Raw genomic sequence first — 18,670 nt, 5'->3', positions numbered from 1 at the left:
CGCGGAGCGATCCGCGGCCCTTTATCGTCAGGGCATCCCGAACGACGGAGACGCCCGATGACCGCTGAATTTCCCGTCCGCATGGCTCTGCTGACCGGCCTGCTGCTGGCCGCCTCGCCCGCTGCGGCGTTCGAACTGCACAGCCCCGATTTCACCGACACGTCGCCGATCCCCGAGCGCAATGTCTTCGCTGGCTTTGGCTGTACCGGCGCCAACCAGTCGCCGGCCCTGAGTTGGACGGCGCCCCCGGCCGGCACGCGCAGCCTCGCCGTCACCATCTACGATCCGGATGCGCCGACCGGCAGCGGCTGGTGGCATTGGGTGGTGTTCAACCTGCCGCCCGACAGCCGCGGCCTGCCCGCCGGTGCCGGCGATGCGGCCAAGCCGACCCTGCCAGCCGGTGCCGTTCAGAGCCGCACCGACTTCGGCACTCCCGGCTATGGCGGTCCCTGCCCGCCGCAGGGCGACAAGCCGCACCGCTATGTCGTCACCGTCCATGCGCTGAAGGTCGACAGCCTACCCCTGCCCGCGGACGCATCGGGCGCCATGGTCGGCTTCAACCTGAATGCCGCTGGCTTGGGCAAGGCGACGCTGACGGCCCGTTACGGCCGTTGATCGCCTGACCCGACCAGCCCTAGGATTGACCGAGGCCGAAGGATGAACGCCATGGGTCCCGATCTGCTCGCCCGCCTGTCCCGCTTCGCCGCCCGCGATCTGCGTCCCGGCGGCGGCGACCGGCCACACCGGCCGGAGCTGTGGGCCTTCGTCGCCCATGACCGCGAGCGTCTGGCCGAGGTGCAGATCGAGCGCACCGCCCTGATCGCGGTGCTGGAAGGCACCAAGGAGCTGACCGACCAATCCGGCACAACCCGCCGCTTCCCGGCCGGCAGCGCCATGCTGCTGCCGCCGGGCTGGTCCGGAGCGGTGGTGAACGATCCCAGCGCCGGCGGACGTTACCGTGCGCTGGTGCTGGAGTTCCCGGCGGAGATGGTCCGGCGGCTTCTGCGGGCCCATGGCACGGACGGGCTGACGCAACGCACCCGGCCCGGCGACTGGCATGTCACCCTGACGCCATCCCTGACCGACGCCATCCACCATGCCGCCGCCGGTCTCACCGCCGATCCTCCGCTCCCGCCCAAGCTGGCGGAGCATCGCTGCATGGAGGTGTTGCTGGCCTTGCTGGAGGATGGTGTCTGGTGGCTGGGACCGGTGGCGCCGACCGGGACCGCCGACGCGGTGCGCCAGTTGCTGCGGACCCAGCCCGACATTTCCTGGACCGCGGAGCGCGTGGCCGGAGCGCTCAACCTCAGCACCGGCACGCTGCGCCGCCGATTGAGCGACGAGGGGTGCTCGGTCCGCAGCATCCTGACGGAAGAACGGGTTGCCCACGCCCGCGACCTGCTGGAAAGCGAGGGGCTGAGCGTGCAGGAGGCGGCGGAGGCCTGCGGTTATGCCAACCGCTCCCACTTCGCCCGCCGCATCAGGGAAGCGATGGGCGTCAACCCGTCGAACCTGCGGGGACGCTGACCGGCGCAGCACCGTAGGCGCGGATCAGGGCCGCGACCGAATCGGCGATCACCTTCTCCGGGTCGGCGGTGACCGGCAGGCCCAACATGGTCGGCCAGAACAGAACCTCCTTCATGCCGCCAAGCAGCTGGGTCGCCACCACATGCGGCTCCGGCGCGTTCAGCCGGCCGCGGGCATGTTGGGCGGCGATGTAGTCGTCCAGCAACGCATAGGCTTGGCTCTTACCGCCTTCCAGATAGTCCTGCGACAGTTCGGGAAAGCGCTGATGCTCGGCGATCACCAGACGCAGGAGGCCGCGCACCTCAGGCCGGCCGGTATGGACCAGCAGGGATCGCAGGAAAGCCGGCAGAGCCTGCTCCGGCGGCTGGTCGTGGCGCAGCAGGCTTTGTCCGTCCTCGCTGCGGAACCCCTCATAGAGTTCCGACACAACGGCCTGGAACAGCTCCCGCTTGCCGGGGAAATGGTTGTAGACGGTGCGCTTCGACACGTTGGCGTCGGCGGCGATGGCGTCCATCGACGACGCCTCATAGCCATGTGTCAGGAAGGCACGTGTGGCCGCCTCCACCACCGCATCCCGTTTGGCCGAACCGCGCGCGGCACCCCCCGCCTGAGACGTTGACATTCCCCACCCTCTAAGTACACTGCACAGTGTAGTGTAGTTGTTGCCGCAGGTTCCCAGGGTAATCCGCCCGGCCGCGGCACGGGAGGGGTAAAGCGATGAAACAGCGCAACATCGGTGGCATTCTCTCGGTATCCGAAATCGGCCTCGGCTGCATGGGCATGTCGGAGTTCTATGGCCCGACCGACGATGCCCAGTCGCTCACCACGCTGGAACGGGCGTTGGAGCTTGGCGTCACCCACTACGACACCGCCGACATGTATGGCAGTGGACACAATGAAACGCTGCTCGCCCGTTTCCTGACCGGCAAGCGCGACCGGGTGACGATTGCCACCAAGTTCGGCATCGTCCGCCAGCCCGGCGAGTATGCCCGCCGGGTCGATACCAGCCCGGCCTACGTGGCCCAGGCCTGCGATGCTTCGCTGAAGCGGCTGGGGGTGGAGACCATTGACCTCTATTACGCTCACCGCATCAACCCGGACATCCCCGTGGAAGAGACGGTCGGCGCCATGGCCGATCTGGTGACGGCGGGCAAGGTCCGCGCGCTCGGCCTGTCGGAGGTGTCGGCGGCCACCCTGCGCCGTGCCCACGCCGTCCACCCCATCGCCGCGGTGCAGAGCGAATATTCGCTGTGGACCCGCGATGTGGAGGCTGCGGTGCTGCCAACCTGCCGGGACCTCGGCATCTCGCTGGTCGCCTACGCACCGCTCGGCCGCGGCATGCTGACCGGGACGGTCAGCAGCCCCGACCAGTTCGCCGAGAACGACTTCCGCCGCGTGGCACCACGCTTTGCCGGCGACAATTTCGACCGCAATCTGGCCTTGGTCGAACAGGTCAAGGCACTTGCGGCGCAGAAGGGCTGCACGCCGGGACAAGTGGCGCTGGCTTGGCTGCTGGCTCAGGGGCCCGACATTCTGCCGATCCCAGGCACCAAGCGGATCAAGTATCTGGAGGAGAATGTCGGCGCAGCAGCGGTGACGCTGACCGATGCGGAGGCCAAGGCGCTGAACGACGCGCTGCCACCGGGCGCGGCGGCGGGGGACCGCTACACCGCCGAGGGGATGCGCGGGGTGAATGTGTAAGTTGCGATGACGGACGATGGGAGGCGGCATGGCCTGCCACCTCCCATGTCCTGCATGTCCTACTTCGGCGTTCCCGACCAGACCTGGAACTGGGTGGTTTCCATCAGCATGTCGCTGTGGCCGAACGCCGCCTTGAACAGCTTGCCGATGCCGGCAGTCCTCTGCGTCACCGCAACCAGCGTGCCGCGCAGCTTCAGATACTGCTTCGTCCCAGCCACCAGCGCGTCGAGCATGCCGAAATCCTCGTCCTTGCCGCGGTGGAGCGGCGGGTTGGACAGGATCAGGCCGAAACGCTCGCGGGTGCCCAGGCCGGCCAAGCCGTCGCTCAGCACCAGTTCGGCGTCCGGCACATTCTGGCGGGCAGCGTGCAGGGCCACCGCGTCGATGTCCAGCAGGGTCAACGGCGCGTCGGGCTGGCGTTCACGCACGGCCCGTGCGATCACCCCAGCGCCGCAGCCGAAATCCAGCACGCGGGTACCGGCCGCCACCTCCGGCAGCACTTTCAGCAGGCATTCGGTGCCGGCATCCAGATGGCCGTGGGCGAACAGGCCCGGATAGGACACCAGCTCCAGCGTCCGATCGGGCAGAGCGAGGGTGACGGTCTGCCGCCAATCCTCCAGCGCCCCCTTGGCCGGTGCATCGGTGCGCCGGGTCAGCAGCAGCCGGGCGCGCCGCTTGATGATCAGCGTTTCCGGCTCTTCCGTCAGCCCGTCCAAATGCTTCGCGGCACTGGTCACGCCTTCGTCGTTGCCGCCGGCGATCCACAGCGGGGCACCGGGGGAAAGGCGGGAGGCAAGCGCATGCAAGGCCATCTCGAATCCCGCCCAACCGCGCGGCAGGCGCAGCACGGCTCCGTCGAACGGTCCCTCCGCCGGCCAGGGGGTGGCGGCCTGCCCGCCCGTGGCGAGACGGTTCCACGCCACCACGTCCGCACCGCCATCGCGGAGCGCGTCGGCGATGGCACCGTCGCTGTCGAAGGCGACGAGAATCCGGCCCTGCGGCCGGATGTCGGACAGGGCTTCGGCGGCCACGGCGGCGACGGTGGAGTCGCGGTCCGTAGCCCGATTGTCGAGACGTGCCACCGGATTAGCCCTTGTCCCGCATCAGCCGTGCCTTGTCGCGCTGCCAGCTGCGGTCCTTCTCACTCTGACGCTTGTCATGCTTCTTCTTGCCGGTGGCGAGGCCGATCTCGACCTTGGCATAGCCACGGTCGTTGAAATAGACCGACATCGGCACCAGCGTGACGCCCTTCTGCTTGATCCCGGCCGCGAGCTTGTCCAGCTCGCGGCGACGGACCAGCAACTTGCGCGGCCGCTTCGGCTCATGCTGATCGATGCGGCCGGCCTGGAGATATTCGGGGATGTACGCGTTGAACAGGTACAGTTCCCCGCCCTTCAGCCCGGCATAGGCCTCGTTCACACTGGCGCGACCGCCGCGCAACGACTTCACCTCCGACCCGGTCAGCATGATCCCGGCTTCGAGGACATCATCGATGAAGAAGTCGAACCGCGCGCGGCGGTTCTGCGCCGCATATTTTTTTGCTTCCTCGCGCGTCGCCAAATCTCTCTCCTATACGGCCCGTTCCGTCACTCAGGACAACAGGCCGGCCTTGGTCATGGCTCCACGCACGGCGGCACGGGCGGTCTCGGTCGCCGGAACCAGCGGCAGGCGCACCTCGTCGCTGCCGAGGCCGAGCAGGCTGGCGGCGAACTTGACCGGCGCCGGGCTGGTTTCGACAAACATCGAGTCGTGAACCGGCGACAGCACGTCGCGCAGGCGGAACGCCTCCTTCAGGTCGCCCTTCGCCCAGGCGGTCTGCATGGCGGAGCACAGCGCCGGCGCGATGTTCGCGGTGACGGAGATGCAGCCCACCCCGCCCTGCGCGTTGAAGGCCAGCGCCGTGGCATCCTCGCCCGACAGCTGGATGAAGTCGGGGCCGACCTCCTGCAGCAGGCGGGACGGGCGGGACAGATCGGCGGTCGCGTCCTTCACGCCGACGATGTTGGGCAGCTTTGCAAGCCGCGCCATCGTCGCCACAGACATATCCACGACACTGCGGCCCGGAATGTTGTAAATGAAGATCGGCAAATCCGCCGCGTCATGGATCGCCTTGAAATGCTGGTACAGACCCTCTTGAGACGGCTTGTTGTAGTAGGGCGTGACCACGAGCGCCGCCTGCGCGCCAGCCTGCTTGGCATGGCGGGTCAGGGCGATGGCTTCGTCGGTCGAGTTGGAGCCGGTTCCGGCCATCACCGGAACCTTGCCGCCGGCCGCCTCGATGCACAGCTCCACGACGCGGTTGTGTTCTTCGTGGGACAGGGTCGGCGACTCGCCGGTGGTGCCGCAGGGCACAAGACCGTGCGTGCCCTGCGCGACCTGCCACTCCACGAAGGACTGGAAGGCCTTCTCGTCCACTTTCCCGCCCTTGAACGGAGTCAGAAGGGCGACGATGGAACCGTGGAACATGGCTGCCTCCTCAGTCGGCTTAGCTGGAAAAAAGAGTTGCGCACATTATCCCTCCCCGCCGCCCTCGGCAAGAGCGCCCGGACCTCTGTTTTTGCGGGTCTCCTCACCCTTTTCGCGGCGCTTCCCGGCGCCCTTCCCGCGGCGGCGCTGAGCCCGCAGGACATCGTCCTCTACCGCGAGGCCTTCAGGCTCGCCAATGACGAGCGTCTTTCGGAAGCGCTGGCCTCGGCGTCGAACGCGCAAGACCCGTTACCGGCGAAGGTTCTGCGCTGGATCGCGCTCGCCAACCCGGGCGGCGGCAGCTTCACCGACATCGCCGCCTTCATCCGCGAGAATCCGGACTGGCCGAACATGGCGGCGCTGCGCCGTCAGGCGGAAATGGCGATGCCCGACATCCCGCCGGCCGACGTGGTGGAGTGGTTCCGCCAGAGCCCGCCGCAGACCAACGATGGCTTCGTCCGCTATGCCGACGCGCTGATCGCGACCGGCAGCGCGGAGCGTGCGACCACCCTGATCCGCAAGCAGTGGGCCGACGCCACCTTCACGGCGGACGAGGAGGCCACCTTCCTCTCCCATTACACGCCTTATCTGCGCCAGCAGGACCATAAGGCGCGCATCGACCGGCTGCTCTGGGCCAAGCAGGAGGCTCCGGTCCGCCGGATGCTGCCCTTCTTCGACGAAGCCTATGACGCGCTGATCGAGGCGCGCATCGCGCTGGACGGCGACAGTGCGGGCGCCGAGGCGATCCTGTCGCGCGTGCCGCCCAGCCTGCTCAACGATCCGGGCCTGATGTTCGACCGCGCCCGCTATTTGCGGCGCAAGGGCGACGATGCCGGCGCGCTGGAAATCATCGCCCAGGCCGGCACCGACATGGGCCGTCCGCAATCCTGGTGGTCGGAACGGCATCTGCTGGCCCGCCGGGCGATGGAGCGCGGCGACTACAACCTCGCTTACCGGCTGGTCAGCGCCAACGGGATGAGCGAGGGCAGTTCCTTCGCCGATGCGGAGTTCCTGTCGGGCTTCCTGGCGCTTCGCTTCCTCGACAAGCCGTCGGAAGCCTTCACCCACTTCCACAAGCTGTACCGCTCCGTCACCGCACCGATCAGCAAGGCGCGCGGCGCCTACTGGTGCGGCCGTGCCGCGGAGGCGTTGGGCCAGACCGGACCGGCGCGCGACTGGTATGCCAAGGCGGCGACCTACCCCACCACCTTCTACGGCCAGTTGGCTTTCCGCCATGTCTCCGGGGGCGCGGTGACCCTGCCGACGCCGCCGACCGTGTCCAGCGCCGAGACGGCCGCCTTCAACAGGCGCGAGGTCGTGCGCGTCGCCCGCCTGCTGGCGGAGATCGGCGGCAATGCGTCCGATCAGGTGACCGGGTTCGTCCGCCGCCTGAGCCTGGACGCCAAGACGCCGGCCGACTATGTGCTCACCGCCCGGTTGGCCAGCGACGTCGGCCGCCGCGATCTGGCTGTGGCAGCCGCCAAGGACGCCGCCCAGAACGAGGTGTTCCTAGTCGAGGCCGGCTATCCGATGATCGATGCCCGCCCGGCCGCACCGGAACTGGCGCTGATCCACGGCATCATCCGGCAGGAAAGCACCTTCAACCCCACCATCGTTTCGTCCGCCGGTGCGCGCGGGCTGATGCAGCTGATGCCGACGACGGCGCAGCTGGTGGCGGGAAAGCTGGGGCTGAAGCACACGAACGCGCGGCTGACCTCCGACCCCGGCTACAACGTCACGCTGGGGTCGGCCTATCTGGCCGAGCTGATCGACCGCTTCAACGGATCCTGGGTGCTGGCGATCGCCGGCTACAACGCCGGTCCGAACCGGGTGCGCCAGTGGCTGCAGACCTATGGCGATCCCCGCACGGAGACCATCGACGTGGTCGACTGGATCGAACTGATCCCGATCTCCGAAACCCGCAACTATGTCCAGCGCGTGCTGGAGGCGGTGCAGGTCTATCGCGCCCGCCTGAACGGCGACCGGGCCGAGCCGAACCTGGACAGGGATCTGCGGCGGTAAGCAGTTCGGGTTGGGGAGGGGAACAGCGCCCCCTCCCCAGTTCCTTTACGGTACAGCGACGCCGTCACGCCGTCGTCGGGTTGGGCATGCCCGGCATCGGCTCGTCGGCCGGCGGAGGGACTTCCGGCAGGATGCCGGGGTTGTCGGGCACCGGATAAGGATCGGGCGTCGTCGGACGGTCGGGCTGCGGCGGATTCGGGTTGGACGGCGGCGGAATCTCGCCGGGGGTGGACGGCTTCTGCGGTTCGCTCATACGGGAACTCCTTCGCGAGGGTGGCCATGGGGGTGGCCCTGGGATAACGCGTCAGTTGACAGTCCGTTCAATCGCCCGGCCTCCGGCCTGAACGTCCTGACCGGCACCCTCGACCGTGTTGCAGCCGGTCAGCATGGCCGCCAGCGCCATCAGAAAGGTCAGGATCACCATCTCGCGCGCGGGGAACGGGATGGCGCGGGCGGTGGCGCGCTGCCGACGGTTCTTGGCGTGCTGCATGGTGTCTCTCCGGTCTGGGGTGGGGCTGGGAGAAGGAAATCAGCGATTGCGATTGGGTGATGGCCGGGGTGTCGTTCGTCTCTGTTTCTGACAACGGAATGACAGCGGCTTGGTTCCGCACCCCACCTCGCCGCCATGCAGTGAATGCAACGGTCCTTTCGAGGCGCCTGAAAACCTTGACGCGGTACGCCCACCGGGCAAGATGACCAGCTTTTGCGCAGCCTGCCCGCTTTCCGGTCAAGCCCTACGGTCCGGCGGCACGGCACAGGCCGCGACATCACCCTCTTCCACCACAGGTTTCGTCATGAGCACCGCCACCCTGCCCGCCCCGGAGCCGTTGCGCGCGCGCCTTGCCGCCCACATCGGCGAACTGCTGCGGCTGGCGGCGCCGGTCATCGTCTCCCGCGCCGGCCTGATGGTAATGATGGCGGTCGACACCGCCATCGTCGGCCGTTTCTCCGCCCAGGAGCTGGCCTATTACGGGCTGGCCCATCTGCCCGGCAACATCATGGTCGGTACCGGTGTCGGTCTGCTGATGGGCACCGTGATGATCACCGCCCACGCCTTCGGCGCCGGCAACGATGCGGACTGCGGGCGGGCATGGCGGCGGTCGGTCCCCTATGCGCTGCTGCTGGGGGTGCTGTTCGCCCTGGTCTCGCTGCTCGGCGTTCCGCTTTTCCAGGCCGGCGGCCAGACCGCGGAGATGTCTGCCGGCGGCGCCCATGTGCTGGCGGTTCTGGGCCTCGGTGCGCCGGGCATGATGCTCTACATCACCACCGGCTTCTTTCTGGAGGGCGTCAAGCGCCCATGGCCGGGCATGGTCGCCATGGTGATCGGCAACATCGTCAATGCGGCGCTGGCCTGGGCGCTGGTGTGGGGCCATGTCGGGCTGGAGCCGCTGGGCGCGGTCGGCTCCGCCTGGGCGACCACCATCGTGCGCTGGGCCATGGGGCTGGGGCTCGTCGCCTATGTCTGGTGGATGCGAGACCATGACCGCTGGCAGGTCCGCCGGCCGGTGTCCGACTGGTGGAGCGGTGCCGCACGCCAGCGTCACCTCGGCTATGCCGCCGGGCTCAGCATCGGGGTGGAGAGCGGGGCTTTCGGTGGGCTCGGCCTGTTCGCCGGCATGATCTCCCCACTGGCGCTGGGGGCCTACACGGTCGGGCTGAACCTGACCGCCCTGCCCTTCATGGCGGCGGTCGGACTTGCCTCGGCCACCGCGGTGCGGGTCGGCGTCGCCTATGGCCGCGGCGACCGCAGCGACATGGCGCTGGCCGGCTGGACCGGCCTCGGCGTCACCAGCGCCATCCTGGCCTGCGTCGGCATTCTCTATCGCAGCGTGCCCGACGCGCTGGGCGCCATCTACTCCAACGATCCGCAGCTGCTGGAGGCGGTGGTGCCGCTGATCGCCTTCACCGCCTGGATCCTGATCGCCGACGGCGGCCAGACGGTGATGGCGAACGCGTTGCGCGGCCGGCACGACGCCTGGATCCCGACGGCGCTGCACTTCTTCTCCTACGCCGTGGTGATGATTCCGGTGTCGGCCTTCCTGGTCTTCGGTCTCGGCCACGGTGCCCATGGGCTGTTCGAGGGAATCCTGATCGCCAGTCTGGTATCGGTCACCATCCTCTCGCTCCGATTCGCGTATTTGAGCCGGCGTTGAGCCGGCTTTTCAGCCCCGAATCGTTGTGTGCAATTGCGAGAGTTGCTATATTTCCTAGGCAAAACCTTCGGCCCGCAAGGCCAGTGACTGCCGCGGATTCGTCAAGCGGCGGCGCATTCGAAGAATGAGTGTCCTGCTTGAGCAACACGCCCCTTCCTCCCGCCTCCGACATCGCGCCGATCAACATCGAAGACGAGATGCGGAAATCGTATCTCGACTACGCGATGAGCGTGATCGTGAGCCGCGCCCTGCCCGACGTCCGCGACGGGCTGAAGCCGGTGCACCGGCGCATCCTCTACGCGATGAAGGAGGGCGGGTACGACTCGACCAAGCCCTATAAGAAGTCGGCGCGCATCGTCGGCGACGTGATGGGTAAATACCACCCGCACGGCGACAGCGCGATCTACGACGCCATGGTCCGCATGGCGCAGGACTTCTCGATGCGCCTGCCGCTGATCGACGGCCAGGGCAATTTCGGTTCGATGGACGGCGATCCGCCCGCGGCGATGCGCTACACCGAGGCGCGTCTGGCCAAGTCGGCGGAAGCGCTGCTGGATGACATCGACAAGGACACCATCGACTTCCAGGCCAGCTACGACGATTCGGGCCGGGAGCCCACCGTCGTCCCGGCCCGCTTCCCGAACCTGCTGGTGAACGGCGCAGGCGGCATCGCCGTCGGCATGGCGACCAACATCCCGACCCACAATCTGGGCGAGGTGATCGACGCCTGCTGCGCCTATATCGACAACCCAGACGTCACGCTCGAAGAGCTGATGGAGCATGTGCCCGGCCCCGATTTCCCGACGGGCGGCCTGATCCTCGGCCGCTCGGGCAGCCGGGCGGCTCTGCAGACCGGGCGCGGCTCGATCATCCTGCGCGCCAAGACCCATTTCGAGGAGGTGCGCAAGGACCGCACCGCCATCGTCGCGACCGAGATCCCCTATCAGGTCAACAAGGCCAAGCTGATGGAACGCATCGGCGAGGTCGTGAACGACAAGATCATCGAGGGCATCGCCGACCTGCGCGACGAATCCGACCGCGACGGCGTGCGCGTGGTGGTCGAGCTGAAGCGCGACGCGGTTCCCGACGTGGTGCTGGCCCAGCTGTTCCGCCACACCCAGCTCCAGACCTCCTTCGGCGTCAACATGCTGGCGCTGAACGGCGGCCGTCCGGAGCTGATGCATCTGCTGCAGATCATCACCGCCTTCGTCCGCTTCCGCGAGCAGGTCATCACCCGCCGGACAGAGTTCCTGCTGGGTAAGGCGCGCGAGCGGGCGCACACCTTGGTCGGTCTGGCGGTCGCCGTCGCCAACCTGGATGCGATGATCGAGCTGATCCGCAGCGCCCCCGACCCGGTCTGGGCGCGCGAGGAGATGATGAACCGCGAGTGGCCGGTCCATGACGTCGGCCCGCTGATCGAACTGATCGACGAGCCGGGCCGCGGCGTCAGCGAACAGGGCACCTACCGGCTGTCGGAAGTCCAGGCGCGCGCCATCCTCGACCTGCGCCTGCACCGCCTGACCGGGCTGGAGCGCGATAAGATCGGCGCCGAGCTGACCGACGTCACCGACCAGATCGCCGATTTCCTCGCCACGCTCGCCAACCGGCCGAAGCTGATGGGGATCCTGCGCGACGAGCTGGTCGAGATGAAGGAGCGGTTCGGCACCCCGCGCCGCACCGAGATCCAGGATCTGGAGTTCGAGGCCGACATCGAGGACCTGATCCAGCGCGAGGACATGGTCGTCACCGTCAGCCAGTCCGGCTATGTGAAGCGGGTGCCGCTGTCGACCTACCGTGCGCAGAAGCGCGGCGGCAAGGGCCGCTCCGGCATGTCGATGAAGGCGGAGGATGCGGTCAGCGACCTGTTCGTCGCCAACACCCACACGCCGCTGCTGCTGTTCTCGAACCGCGGCATGGTCTACAAGCTGAAGGTCTACCGGCTGCCGCTGGGCAATCCGCAGGCGCGCGGCAAGGCCTTCGTCAACCTGCTGCCGCTGATCGACGGGGAGACCATCACCACCGTCCTGCCGCTGCCGGAAGACGAGGCCGCCTGGTCCGATCTGCACGTCGTCTTCGCCACGTCGAAGGGCAACGTGCGCCGCAACCGCATGTCCGACTTTGCCAACATCCGCTCGAACGGCCTGATCGCCATGAAGCTGGAGGAGGAAGGCGAGCGGCTGATCGGCGTCCACACCTGCTCGGAAACCGACGACATCCTGCTGGCGACCCGCGGCGGCAAGTGCATCCGATTCCCTGTGGACGACGTGCGCGTCTTCGCCGGCCGCACCTCCACCGGCGTGCGCGGCATCAAGCTGGCCGACGGGGACGAGGTGGTGTCGCTGTCGATCCTGGCCCATGTCGACGCCACGCCCGAGGAACGCGCCGCCTTCTTCAAGATGAAGCGCGACGAAGGGCTGGAGATGGAGGGCGAGGCCGCTCCGGAAGCCGATGAAGTGCCGACCGACAGCGTCACCCTGTCGCAGGAGCGGTACGAAGAATTGAAACAGAAGGAACAGTATATTCTCACCGTCTCCGACCGCGGCTATGGCAAGCGCAGTTCGTCCTACGAGTATCGCACCGCCGGACGCGGGGGCCAGGGCATCTGGAACATGGAGATGGGCGAGCGTAACGGCTCCATCGTCGCCGCCTTCCCGGTCGAATCGAACCATCAGGTGATGATGGTCACCAACGGCGGCCAGGTGATCCGCATGCCTCTGCACGATGTGCGGGTGGCAGGCCGCAAGACGCTGGGCGTCACTCTGTTCCGCGTGGGGGCGGACGAACGCGTGGTGTCCGTCGCCACCATCGCCGAGGAAGAGGGCGAGAATGGCGTGGGTGAGAACGGCCTCGGGGAGACTGGAGTCGAGGACGGCGGTGACGCCAACGGTTCGGTCGGGTCGGTCGGCGATGCCGGCGGCACCACCGGGCCGAACGAATAACGGACGGGCCTAAAGGGGAACCCATGGCGACCAGCCAGACCGAGACCAGCACGGGTCGTCGAATCGGTGTCTATCCAGGCACCTTCGATCCGATCACCAACGGTCACATGGACATCATTCAGCGCGCCGCCCGTCAGGTCGACCACCTGATCATCGGTGTCGCCCGGAATGCCGGCAAGGGGCCGCTCTACTCCACGGACGAACGGGTCGCCATGGTTCGCGAGGATGTGGCAGCGCTGAATGCCGGCGGGGCCAGCATCGAAGTGCGGGCGTTTGACAATCTGCTGATGCATTTTGCCATCGAGATGAACGCCCGCGTCATCATCCGCGGCCTGCGCGCCGTCTCGGATTTCGAATATGAATTCCAGATGGCGGGCATGAATGCCCGTCTGAACCCGAAGGTCGAAACGATCTTCCTGATGTCGTCGGAGAAGCACCAGTTCATCTCCTCGCGCTTCGTCAAGGAGATCGGGCGCCTGGGCGGCGACATCCGCCATTTCGTTTCGGCCCGTGTCGCCGAACGGCTGGCCGAACGCTTCGCGCTGGAGGCCGGCAACGGCACTGTCCCGACGACCAGCCAGACCTGATCCTCGAAGCCATGGGTTTGATGGGCGGGCTTGATGCAAAATCCTGCATCCGCCATCAACCCCATGGTTGACCTTTCAGGCGCGTCTTTCTATGGTGCGCCCACTTCCGGCGGGGGCCAGTTTCCCACCGCCGCGCTGGATGATCCGGTAGCTCAGTCGGTAGAGCACGTGACTTTTAATCATGTGGCCGTGGGTTCGAATCCCACCCGGATCACCATCCCTTCAAATTTCCACCAAGCGCGATCAACGATTTCTCACAGGCCACACAAGCGTGGTTTTTCGAGTCGTGGATCGGAAAAATCAGATCCCCCTTTTTGATATTTTCTTTCGTAGGCCATGAGAGGAAATCGATAAGGGTAAGCCCCAATTTAATCTTCCCGTGATTCTATTAAGACTCACAACGATTAGAGATTAAAGGGTTCAGCCATGGATCGGTTGATGAATGCATCTGTTCGGGCGAAGGTGATTGCAGCTTTCTCGGTGCTGTTAATCGGCACCGCGCTGCTTGGCCTGTTTGCGATCAACCGCATGTCATCTGTCAATGACGAGGCGGCTGAGATTCGCGACAATTGGCTGCCTTCGGTCGTCGCCGTCTCCGATCTCTATTCGACCTTCTATTCCTACCGGACCGGCGAAGGCGCATTGATCGCCGTGCAGGACGAGGCCGAGATCCGCAAGGAAGAGGAAAGCCTGGAAAAAATCATCCACGCTATAGAACAAAAGCGCGCCGTGTACGAGAGCATGCTGACACCGGGCTGGGAAACCGAGACCTATCGAAAGCTCGTCGAGTCGCTCAATCGCTATTTCACCATCAGTCGGGACAAGTTGCGCCCTCTCGCGCGCAAGAACGACGCGGTAGCAATCTCCGGACTGTTCATCGGCGAGTCGCGACAGGAATTCCGTACTGCCATGGCAATTCTGGAAGAGCTGGTGAATTTCAATCGCGTTGAGGGGGTCAAGGCGGCGGACAATGGGGCCAAGATCTACGTCGTCTCCCGTAACTGGATCGCCGCTGCGATACTCGTGGTGGCGATGTTTGGCATGGGCGCCGCCCTGCTGATCCTGACCGCCGTCGTAAAGCCGATTCATGCCCTGACCGGAACCATGGGCCGGCTGGCAAACCGGGAAATGAGCGTCGAAATCGCTGGCACGGCGCGACGGGATGAGTTGGGCTCGATGGCCCGCGCGGTCCAAGTGTTCAAGGACAACATGATCGAGGCCGATCGCCTCGCCGCCGTCGAAGCCGCCGAACAGCAGGCCAAGATGCGCCGCGCCCAAGCCATCGAGCAGTTGCTCACCGGCTTCGAAAATTCGTCGACCGCCGCTCTGCGCACAGTCGCAGCGGCCGCGTCGGAGTTGGACGCCACCGCGCACAGCATGTCGGCGATGGCGCAGCAGACCAGCACCCAGGCCACCGTCGTGGCATCGGCGGCCGAGCAGACCAGCGCCAACGTCCAGACCGTCGCCACCGCCACCGAAGAAATGGCCAGCTCGATCCGCGAGATCGGTTCCCAAATCTCCCGTTCCGCCGACATCGCCGGCAAGGCGGTGCAAGAAGCCTCCCAAACCAGCGATGCTGTCCGCAGCCTCGCCCAGGCCGCGCAGAAAATCGGTGAGGTCGTCGGACTGATCACCGACATCGCAAGTCAGACCAACCTGTTGGCCTTGAACGCCACCATCGAAGCGGCGCGGGCCGGTGAGGCCGGGAAGGGCTTCGCCGTCGTTGCCAGCGAGGTGAAGAGCCTTGCCGGCCAGACGGCCAAGGCGACGGAGGAGATCGCCAGCCAGATCGGCGCCATCCAGCAGACGACGCAGGGCGTGGTGACGGCGATCACCGGCATCGGCGGCACCATCGGCAGCATCAACGACATCACCACCGCCATTGCCGCCGCCATCGAGGAGCAGAGTGCTGCGACCAACGAGATCTCCCGCAACGTCCAGCAGGCCGCGGCCGGGACGCAGGAAGTGACGGGCAGCATCGTTCAGGTGACACAGGCGGCGGGCGAGGCCGGCAATGCCGCCGGTCAGGTACTGACCGCCGCCGGCGAGTTGTCCCGGCAGGCCGAACTGATGCGCCGGGACGTCGAAACCTTCCTGGGCGACATCAAGGCCGCCTGAGCGCCAGCCTCCCGACCACAAACGAAAAGCCCCGCCGAAGCGGGGCTTTTCGTTGTTCTGAAACGGACTGCCGAGATGGCGACCCCAGCTGGATTCGAACCAGCGACCTGCCGCTTAGAAGGCGGCTGCTCTATCCAACTGAGCTATGGGGCCTTATCCCGGTTTCTCCCCCGGATGCTGGTCGCGACTCGGGCCGATACCGGCTGCCGCATAGGCTATCAGAAGCGCGGGCGGTCGGTGCGGAAGTTGTCGGCGTAGTTGCGCGGACGGACGCGGCGGACCGCAACCTCCTGCACGGTATAGCTCCAACCCTCGCGCTCCGCGAAGGCGATGGCCTCTTCCTTGGTCTCGAAGGACAAGCGCACCTGGTTCAGCGTGTCGCCGGAGCTGGTCCAGCCCATCAGCGGTTCCGGACGGCGCGGCGTCTCGATCTCGTAATCCAGCATCCAACGGTGAGTCTTGGCCCGGCCGGATTGCATGGCCGTCTTGCTCGGCTGATAGATCCGGACGTTCATGGCTCGCTCGTCTCCCCAAATGCCTGCCGTTGCGTCCTGGCTCCATGGCTTGGACGCGGATTTGTCCTCTGGCGATGGTCGGGGCGCCCGGATTCGAACCGGGGGCCTCCAGTACCCAAAACTGGCGCGCTGACCAGACTGCGCTACGCCCCGTCGCCGCGTTGTGAGATACACGAACGCCACGCTCACGGCAAGCGGAGGGCGCACCGCTTTCGCGGTCTTTTCCATCCCGCCTGCCCTGCCGGTCGTTCGCTGCGGCATTCGGTCGCTCAACAGCCTGTCGTCAACACCGTTCCGGATCCGTTTCGTTGCCATCACTCCCCCCCGCACCACTCGCCATCTTGCTGTTCCAGCCGGACCTTGCCGACCGGCCGGACCGCCGCTCGGCCATCGACCTCGCCCACGAACTGCTGCGAACAGGTGCTGCGGTGGATGTGGTGGCGCCGATGGGCGGAGGACCGCTGCGCGCGGAGCTGGATCCCGCCGTCGGGCAGATCGACCTTGCCAAGCGCCATGCCGCCACATCCCCTCTCGCCCTGGCGCGCATGGTGGCGGAACGGCAGCCGGCGCTGCTGGCGGTTCCGCGGGAGGTGGTCTGGGTCGGCCGGCTGGCGCTGTGGCTGGCGCGCAGCAAGGTGCCGCTGGTCGTGCTGACGGGCGAGGTGAAGGCCGACCTTGCGGCTATTCATGCCGCAGCGCCTCGATCGGGTTGAGGCGGGCAGCCCGTCTGGCGGGGTACAGGCCGAAGAACACGCCGACGATACCGCTGACCACCACCGCCAGAACGACCGAGTCGATCTGGATCAGCGTCGGCCATCCGGCCAGAGCCGCGACTCCCATGGCGGTGCCGATGCCGAGCGCCACGCCGACGGCGGCGCCGATCAGCGACAGGGTGGTCGATTCGATCAGGAACTGCACCAGGATGTCGCGCCGCCGCGCCCCAATGGCAAGCCGCAGCCCGATCTCCCGCGTGCGCTCGGTCACCGACACCAGCATGATGTTCATGATACCGATGCCGCCGACCAGCAGCGAGACCGCTGCCACAGCGGCCAGCAGGAAGGACAGGGCGCGTGACGAGGCATCACGGGTCGCGGACACCTCCGACAGGTCACGCATCCAGAAATCGTCGTCCTGGCCGGCAACCAGCCGGTGGCGCTGGCGCAGCAGGTCGCGGATCTGCGCCTGGGCCTCGGCCATGTCGGTGCCGTCGCGCATCTTCACCACCATGGTGTGGATGAAGCGCGGGTTGCTCTTCGCCATGCCCGGAATGTTGCGCTTGGCGGCGGACAGCGGCACGAAGATGACGTCGTCCTGATCCTGACCCTGGGTGTTCTGCCCCTTCTCCGCCAGCACGCCGACGACGGTCAGCGGGGTGGAGAAGACCCGCACCGGCTCCCCGATGGGGTCGCCGCCGCCGAACAGGTTGCGCACCACCGTCTGGCCCAGCACCACCACCTTGTTGGCCTGTGCCACATCCTCGTCCGACAGGCCACGACCGGTCGCGACATTCCAGTCGCGGGCATCCATATAGTCGGGCGTGATGCCGAACAGCACGGTGCCCCAATTCTGGTTGCCGGCGACGATCTGCAACCCCCAGCGCACCGACGGAGCCGTCACCACCACGCCGGGGATCTCCGACAGCACCGCCAGCGTATCGTCCTCCGTCAGGGAGGAGGCTGTGCCGGCGCCCAGCTTCACACCGCCCCGGGCGATGCTGCCCTGCCCCACCATGATCAGGTTGGTGCCCAAGCTGGCGATCTGGCGCAGCACCTGATCGCGCGCACCGGCGCCCACCGCGACCATGGCGATAACGGCAGCCACGCCGATGACGATACCCAGCATGGTCAGCGCGCTGCGCAGCGGGTTGGCCCGCAGCGAATCGAGCGCGGCGCGCAGGGCGTCCCAGGCGGTCATGCCGCGGCCTCCGGCGTCTGGTTCACGTCGTCGATCAGCCGGCCGTCGCGGAAGTGCAGGACGCGGGACGCGAAGCGCGCCACCTCCGGCTCATGCGTCACCAGCACGATAGTGATGCCGCGGCGGTTCAGCCGCTGGAACAGGCCGATGATCTCCAGGCTGGTGGCGCTGTCGAGCGCCCCGGTCGGCTCGTCGGCCAACAGCAACAGCGGATCGTTGACCAGCGCACGGGCGATGGCGACGCGCTGCTGCTGCCCACCGGAAAGCTGGGTCGGCCGGTGCCTTGCCCGTTCGCGCAGCCCCACCGAGTCGAGTGCGGCAAGCGCCCGCTCGACCCGCTGGGCATGGCCAACGCCGGCATAGACCATCGGCAGCATGACGTTGTCGAGCGCCGTCTGCCGCGGCAGCAGGTTGAAGGATTGGAAGACGAAGCCGATGCTGCGGTTCCGCACCGCCGCCAGCGCGTCGGAGGATAGTCCGGCACCCTCTTGCCCCGTCACCTCCTGCCGATCCAGCCGGTAGGTGCCCGAATCCGGACGGTCCAGGCAGCCCAGCAGGTTCATGAAGGTGGATTTGCCGGACCCCGACGGCCCCATCACCGCAACGAACTCGCCACGACGGATGACGACGGAGACATCGTCCAGCGCATGGACGATCTGCGGCCCCATGCGGTAATGGCGGGTCAGGCGCTCGACCGCGATCAGAGGCACGACCTGAGGCTCGGCCGT

At 66.9% G+C, this 18,670-nt stretch carries 18 protein-coding genes and 3 tRNA genes; 10 read left to right on the top strand and 11 right to left on the bottom strand.

Translation table 11 applies throughout. The annotated features are described in order from the left end of the window. Nucleotides 1–81: 81 nt before the first annotated feature. Nucleotides 82–615, top strand: coding sequence for a YbhB/YbcL family Raf kinase inhibitor-like protein (locus ABNQ40_RS23170; RefSeq protein ID WP_391349090.1), 534 nt, complete (start codon nt 82–84; stop codon nt 613–615). A 51-nt stretch (nt 616–666) separates the two neighbouring features. Further along, the gene (locus ABNQ40_RS23165) at nt 667–1,527 is read left to right on the top strand and encodes a helix-turn-helix transcriptional regulator (protein WP_109050041.1); all 861 of its coding nucleotides are present in this window, start codon (nt 667–669) and stop codon (nt 1,525–1,527) included. On the opposite strand, the gene ABNQ40_RS23160 is transcribed toward ABNQ40_RS23165, so the two are convergent. After that, nucleotides 1,499–2,149 carry a TetR/AcrR family transcriptional regulator gene (locus tag ABNQ40_RS23160; protein WP_109050040.1) on the bottom strand — a complete coding sequence of 217 codons (651 nt, stop codon included), beginning with the start codon at nt 2,147–2,149 and terminating at the stop codon, nt 1,499–1,501. The genes ABNQ40_RS23165 and ABNQ40_RS23160 overlap by 29 nt on opposite strands. A 95-nt stretch (nt 2,150–2,244) precedes the next feature. On the opposite strand from ABNQ40_RS23160, the gene ABNQ40_RS23155 reads away from it, so the two are divergent. Next, nucleotides 2,245–3,228, top strand: coding sequence for an aldo/keto reductase (locus tag ABNQ40_RS23155; RefSeq protein WP_109050039.1), 984 nt, complete (start codon nt 2,245–2,247; stop codon nt 3,226–3,228). Between the two features lie 59 nt (nt 3,229–3,287). Here the strand turns inward: ABNQ40_RS23155 and ABNQ40_RS23150 are convergent, their stop codons facing one another. The 3 genes from ABNQ40_RS23150 to dapA are packed head-to-tail and all read right to left on the bottom strand — an operon-like array spanning nt 3,288 to nt 5,694. Beyond that, nucleotides 3,288–4,310: a methyltransferase gene (locus ABNQ40_RS23150; RefSeq protein ID WP_109050038.1), complete on the bottom strand. Its 1,023-nt coding sequence runs from the start codon at nt 4,308–4,310 to the stop codon at nt 3,288–3,290. Between the two features lie 4 nt (nt 4,311–4,314). Further along, a complete protein-coding gene (smpB, locus tag ABNQ40_RS23145; protein ID WP_109050037.1) occupies nt 4,315–4,788 on the bottom strand; it encodes an SsrA-binding protein SmpB in 474 nt (157 codons plus the stop codon). A gap of 30 nt (nt 4,789–4,818) precedes the next feature. Then, on the bottom strand, nt 4,819–5,694 hold the full coding sequence (gene dapA, locus ABNQ40_RS23140) for a 4-hydroxy-tetrahydrodipicolinate synthase (protein WP_109490947.1): 876 nt from the start codon (nt 5,692–5,694) through the stop codon (nt 4,819–4,821). A 36-nt stretch (nt 5,695–5,730) separates the two neighbouring features. Here dapA and ABNQ40_RS23135 point away from each other — a divergent pair, with 36 nt between their 5' ends. Continuing rightward, nucleotides 5,731–7,716, top strand: coding sequence for a lytic transglycosylase domain-containing protein (locus ABNQ40_RS23135; protein WP_247879806.1), 1,986 nt, complete (start codon nt 5,731–5,733; stop codon nt 7,714–7,716). 64 nt (nt 7,717–7,780) lie between these two features. On the opposite strand, the gene ABNQ40_RS23130 is transcribed toward ABNQ40_RS23135, so the two are convergent. Both ABNQ40_RS23130 and ABNQ40_RS23125 read right to left on the bottom strand, forming a co-directional pair. After that, complete coding sequence (locus ABNQ40_RS23130) at nt 7,781–7,969, bottom strand: hypothetical protein (protein WP_014247578.1); 189 nt, start codon at nt 7,967–7,969, stop codon at nt 7,781–7,783. A gap of 51 nt (nt 7,970–8,020) precedes the next feature. Further along, nucleotides 8,021–8,206, bottom strand: coding sequence for an entericidin A/B family lipoprotein (locus ABNQ40_RS23125; protein WP_199235331.1), 186 nt, complete (start codon nt 8,204–8,206; stop codon nt 8,021–8,023). Nucleotides 8,207–8,510: 304 nt separating this feature from the next. On the opposite strand from ABNQ40_RS23125, the gene ABNQ40_RS23120 reads away from it, so the two are divergent. From ABNQ40_RS23120 to ABNQ40_RS23100, 5 genes are all read left to right on the top strand, one after another. Beyond that, nucleotides 8,511–9,869: an MATE family efflux transporter gene (locus ABNQ40_RS23120; protein WP_109050035.1), complete on the top strand. Its 1,359-nt coding sequence runs from the start codon at nt 8,511–8,513 to the stop codon at nt 9,867–9,869. A gap of 137 nt (nt 9,870–10,006) precedes the next feature. Next, nucleotides 10,007–12,808, top strand: a complete 2,802-nt coding sequence (gyrA, locus tag ABNQ40_RS23115; RefSeq protein WP_109050034.1) for a DNA gyrase subunit A — start codon at nt 10,007–10,009, stop codon at nt 12,806–12,808. Nucleotides 12,809–12,831: 23 nt separating this feature from the next. After that, on the top strand, nt 12,832–13,395 hold the full coding sequence (gene coaD / locus ABNQ40_RS23110; protein WP_391349037.1) for a pantetheine-phosphate adenylyltransferase: 564 nt from the start codon (nt 12,832–12,834) through the stop codon (nt 13,393–13,395). A gap of 141 nt (nt 13,396–13,536) precedes the next feature. Beyond that, nucleotides 13,537–13,612, top strand: a tRNA-Lys gene (locus ABNQ40_RS23105). Between the two features lie 209 nt (nt 13,613–13,821). Then, on the top strand, nt 13,822–15,513 hold the full coding sequence (locus ABNQ40_RS23100; protein WP_391349035.1) for a methyl-accepting chemotaxis protein: 1,692 nt from the start codon (nt 13,822–13,824) through the stop codon (nt 15,511–15,513). Nucleotides 15,514–15,589: 76 nt separating this feature from the next. Here the strand turns inward: ABNQ40_RS23100 and ABNQ40_RS23095 are convergent. From ABNQ40_RS23095 to ABNQ40_RS23085, 3 genes are all read right to left on the bottom strand, one after another. Then, nucleotides 15,590–15,666, bottom strand: a tRNA-Arg gene (locus ABNQ40_RS23095). 65 nt (nt 15,667–15,731) lie between these two features. Further along, nucleotides 15,732–16,028 (bottom strand): ETC complex I subunit, encoded by a 297-nt coding sequence (locus tag ABNQ40_RS23090; protein WP_391349033.1) that lies wholly within the window; start codon nt 16,026–16,028, stop codon nt 15,732–15,734. Between the two features lie 75 nt (nt 16,029–16,103). After that, nucleotides 16,104–16,181 (bottom strand) — tRNA-Pro (locus ABNQ40_RS23085). Between the two features lie 155 nt (nt 16,182–16,336). Between ABNQ40_RS23085 and ABNQ40_RS23080 the strand changes: the two genes are divergently transcribed. After that, a complete protein-coding gene (locus ABNQ40_RS23080) occupies nt 16,337–16,741 on the top strand; it encodes a hypothetical protein (RefSeq protein ID WP_391349031.1) in 405 nt (134 codons plus the stop codon). Here the strand turns inward: ABNQ40_RS23080 and ABNQ40_RS23075 are convergent. Then, nucleotides 16,710–17,942, bottom strand: coding sequence for an ABC transporter permease (locus ABNQ40_RS23075; RefSeq protein WP_391349030.1), 1,233 nt, complete (start codon nt 17,940–17,942; stop codon nt 16,710–16,712). The two genes, ABNQ40_RS23080 and ABNQ40_RS23075, sit on opposite strands and share 32 nt — an antisense overlap. Next, entirely contained in the window at nt 17,939–18,652 is a 714-nt protein-coding gene (locus ABNQ40_RS23070; protein WP_391349028.1) for an ABC transporter ATP-binding protein, read from the bottom strand. Before ABNQ40_RS23070 ends, ABNQ40_RS23075 begins: the two co-directional genes overlap by 4 nt. Between the last annotated feature and the right edge of the window lie 18 nt (nt 18,653–18,670).

The organism is Azospirillum sp. A23, assembly GCF_042938965.1.
Lineage (GTDB): Bacteria > Pseudomonadota > Alphaproteobacteria > Azospirillales > Azospirillaceae > Azospirillum > Azospirillum melinis.
Note: the sequence above shows the minus strand (reverse complement) of the source record. Positions and strands in the feature narration are given on the sequence as shown.

Excerpts from the sequence above, each read along its gene's own strand:
- ABNQ40_RS23170 (WP_391349090.1), top strand. The coding sequence starts at position 82 with ATGGCTCTGCTGACCGGCCTGCTGCTGGCCGCCTCGCCCGCTGCGGCG.
- ABNQ40_RS23165 (WP_109050041.1), top strand. The coding sequence starts at position 667 with ATGGGTCCCGATCTGCTCGCCCGCCTGTCCCGCTTCGCCGCCCGCGAT.
- ABNQ40_RS23160 (WP_109050040.1), bottom strand. The coding sequence starts at position 2,149 with ATGTCAACGTCTCAGGCGGGGGGTGCCGCGCGCGGTTCGGCCAAACGG.
- ABNQ40_RS23155 (WP_109050039.1), top strand. The coding sequence starts at position 2,245 with ATGAAACAGCGCAACATCGGTGGCATTCTCTCGGTATCCGAAATCGGC.
- dapA (WP_109490947.1), bottom strand. The coding sequence starts at position 5,694 with ATGTTCCACGGTTCCATCGTCGCCCTTCTGACTCCGTTCAAGGGCGGG.
- ABNQ40_RS23130 (WP_014247578.1), bottom strand. The coding sequence starts at position 7,969 with ATGAGCGAACCGCAGAAGCCGTCCACCCCCGGCGAGATTCCGCCGCCG.
- ABNQ40_RS23125 (WP_199235331.1), bottom strand. The coding sequence starts at position 8,206 with ATGCAGCACGCCAAGAACCGTCGGCAGCGCGCCACCGCCCGCGCCATC.
- ABNQ40_RS23120 (WP_109050035.1), top strand. The coding sequence starts at position 8,511 with ATGAGCACCGCCACCCTGCCCGCCCCGGAGCCGTTGCGCGCGCGCCTT.
- coaD (WP_391349037.1), top strand. The coding sequence starts at position 12,832 with ATGGCGACCAGCCAGACCGAGACCAGCACGGGTCGTCGAATCGGTGTC.
- ABNQ40_RS23100 (WP_391349035.1), top strand. The coding sequence starts at position 13,822 with ATGGATCGGTTGATGAATGCATCTGTTCGGGCGAAGGTGATTGCAGCT.
- ABNQ40_RS23090 (WP_391349033.1), bottom strand. The coding sequence starts at position 16,028 with ATGAACGTCCGGATCTATCAGCCGAGCAAGACGGCCATGCAATCCGGC.
- ABNQ40_RS23075 (WP_391349030.1), bottom strand. The coding sequence starts at position 17,942 with ATGACCGCCTGGGACGCCCTGCGCGCCGCGCTCGATTCGCTGCGGGCC.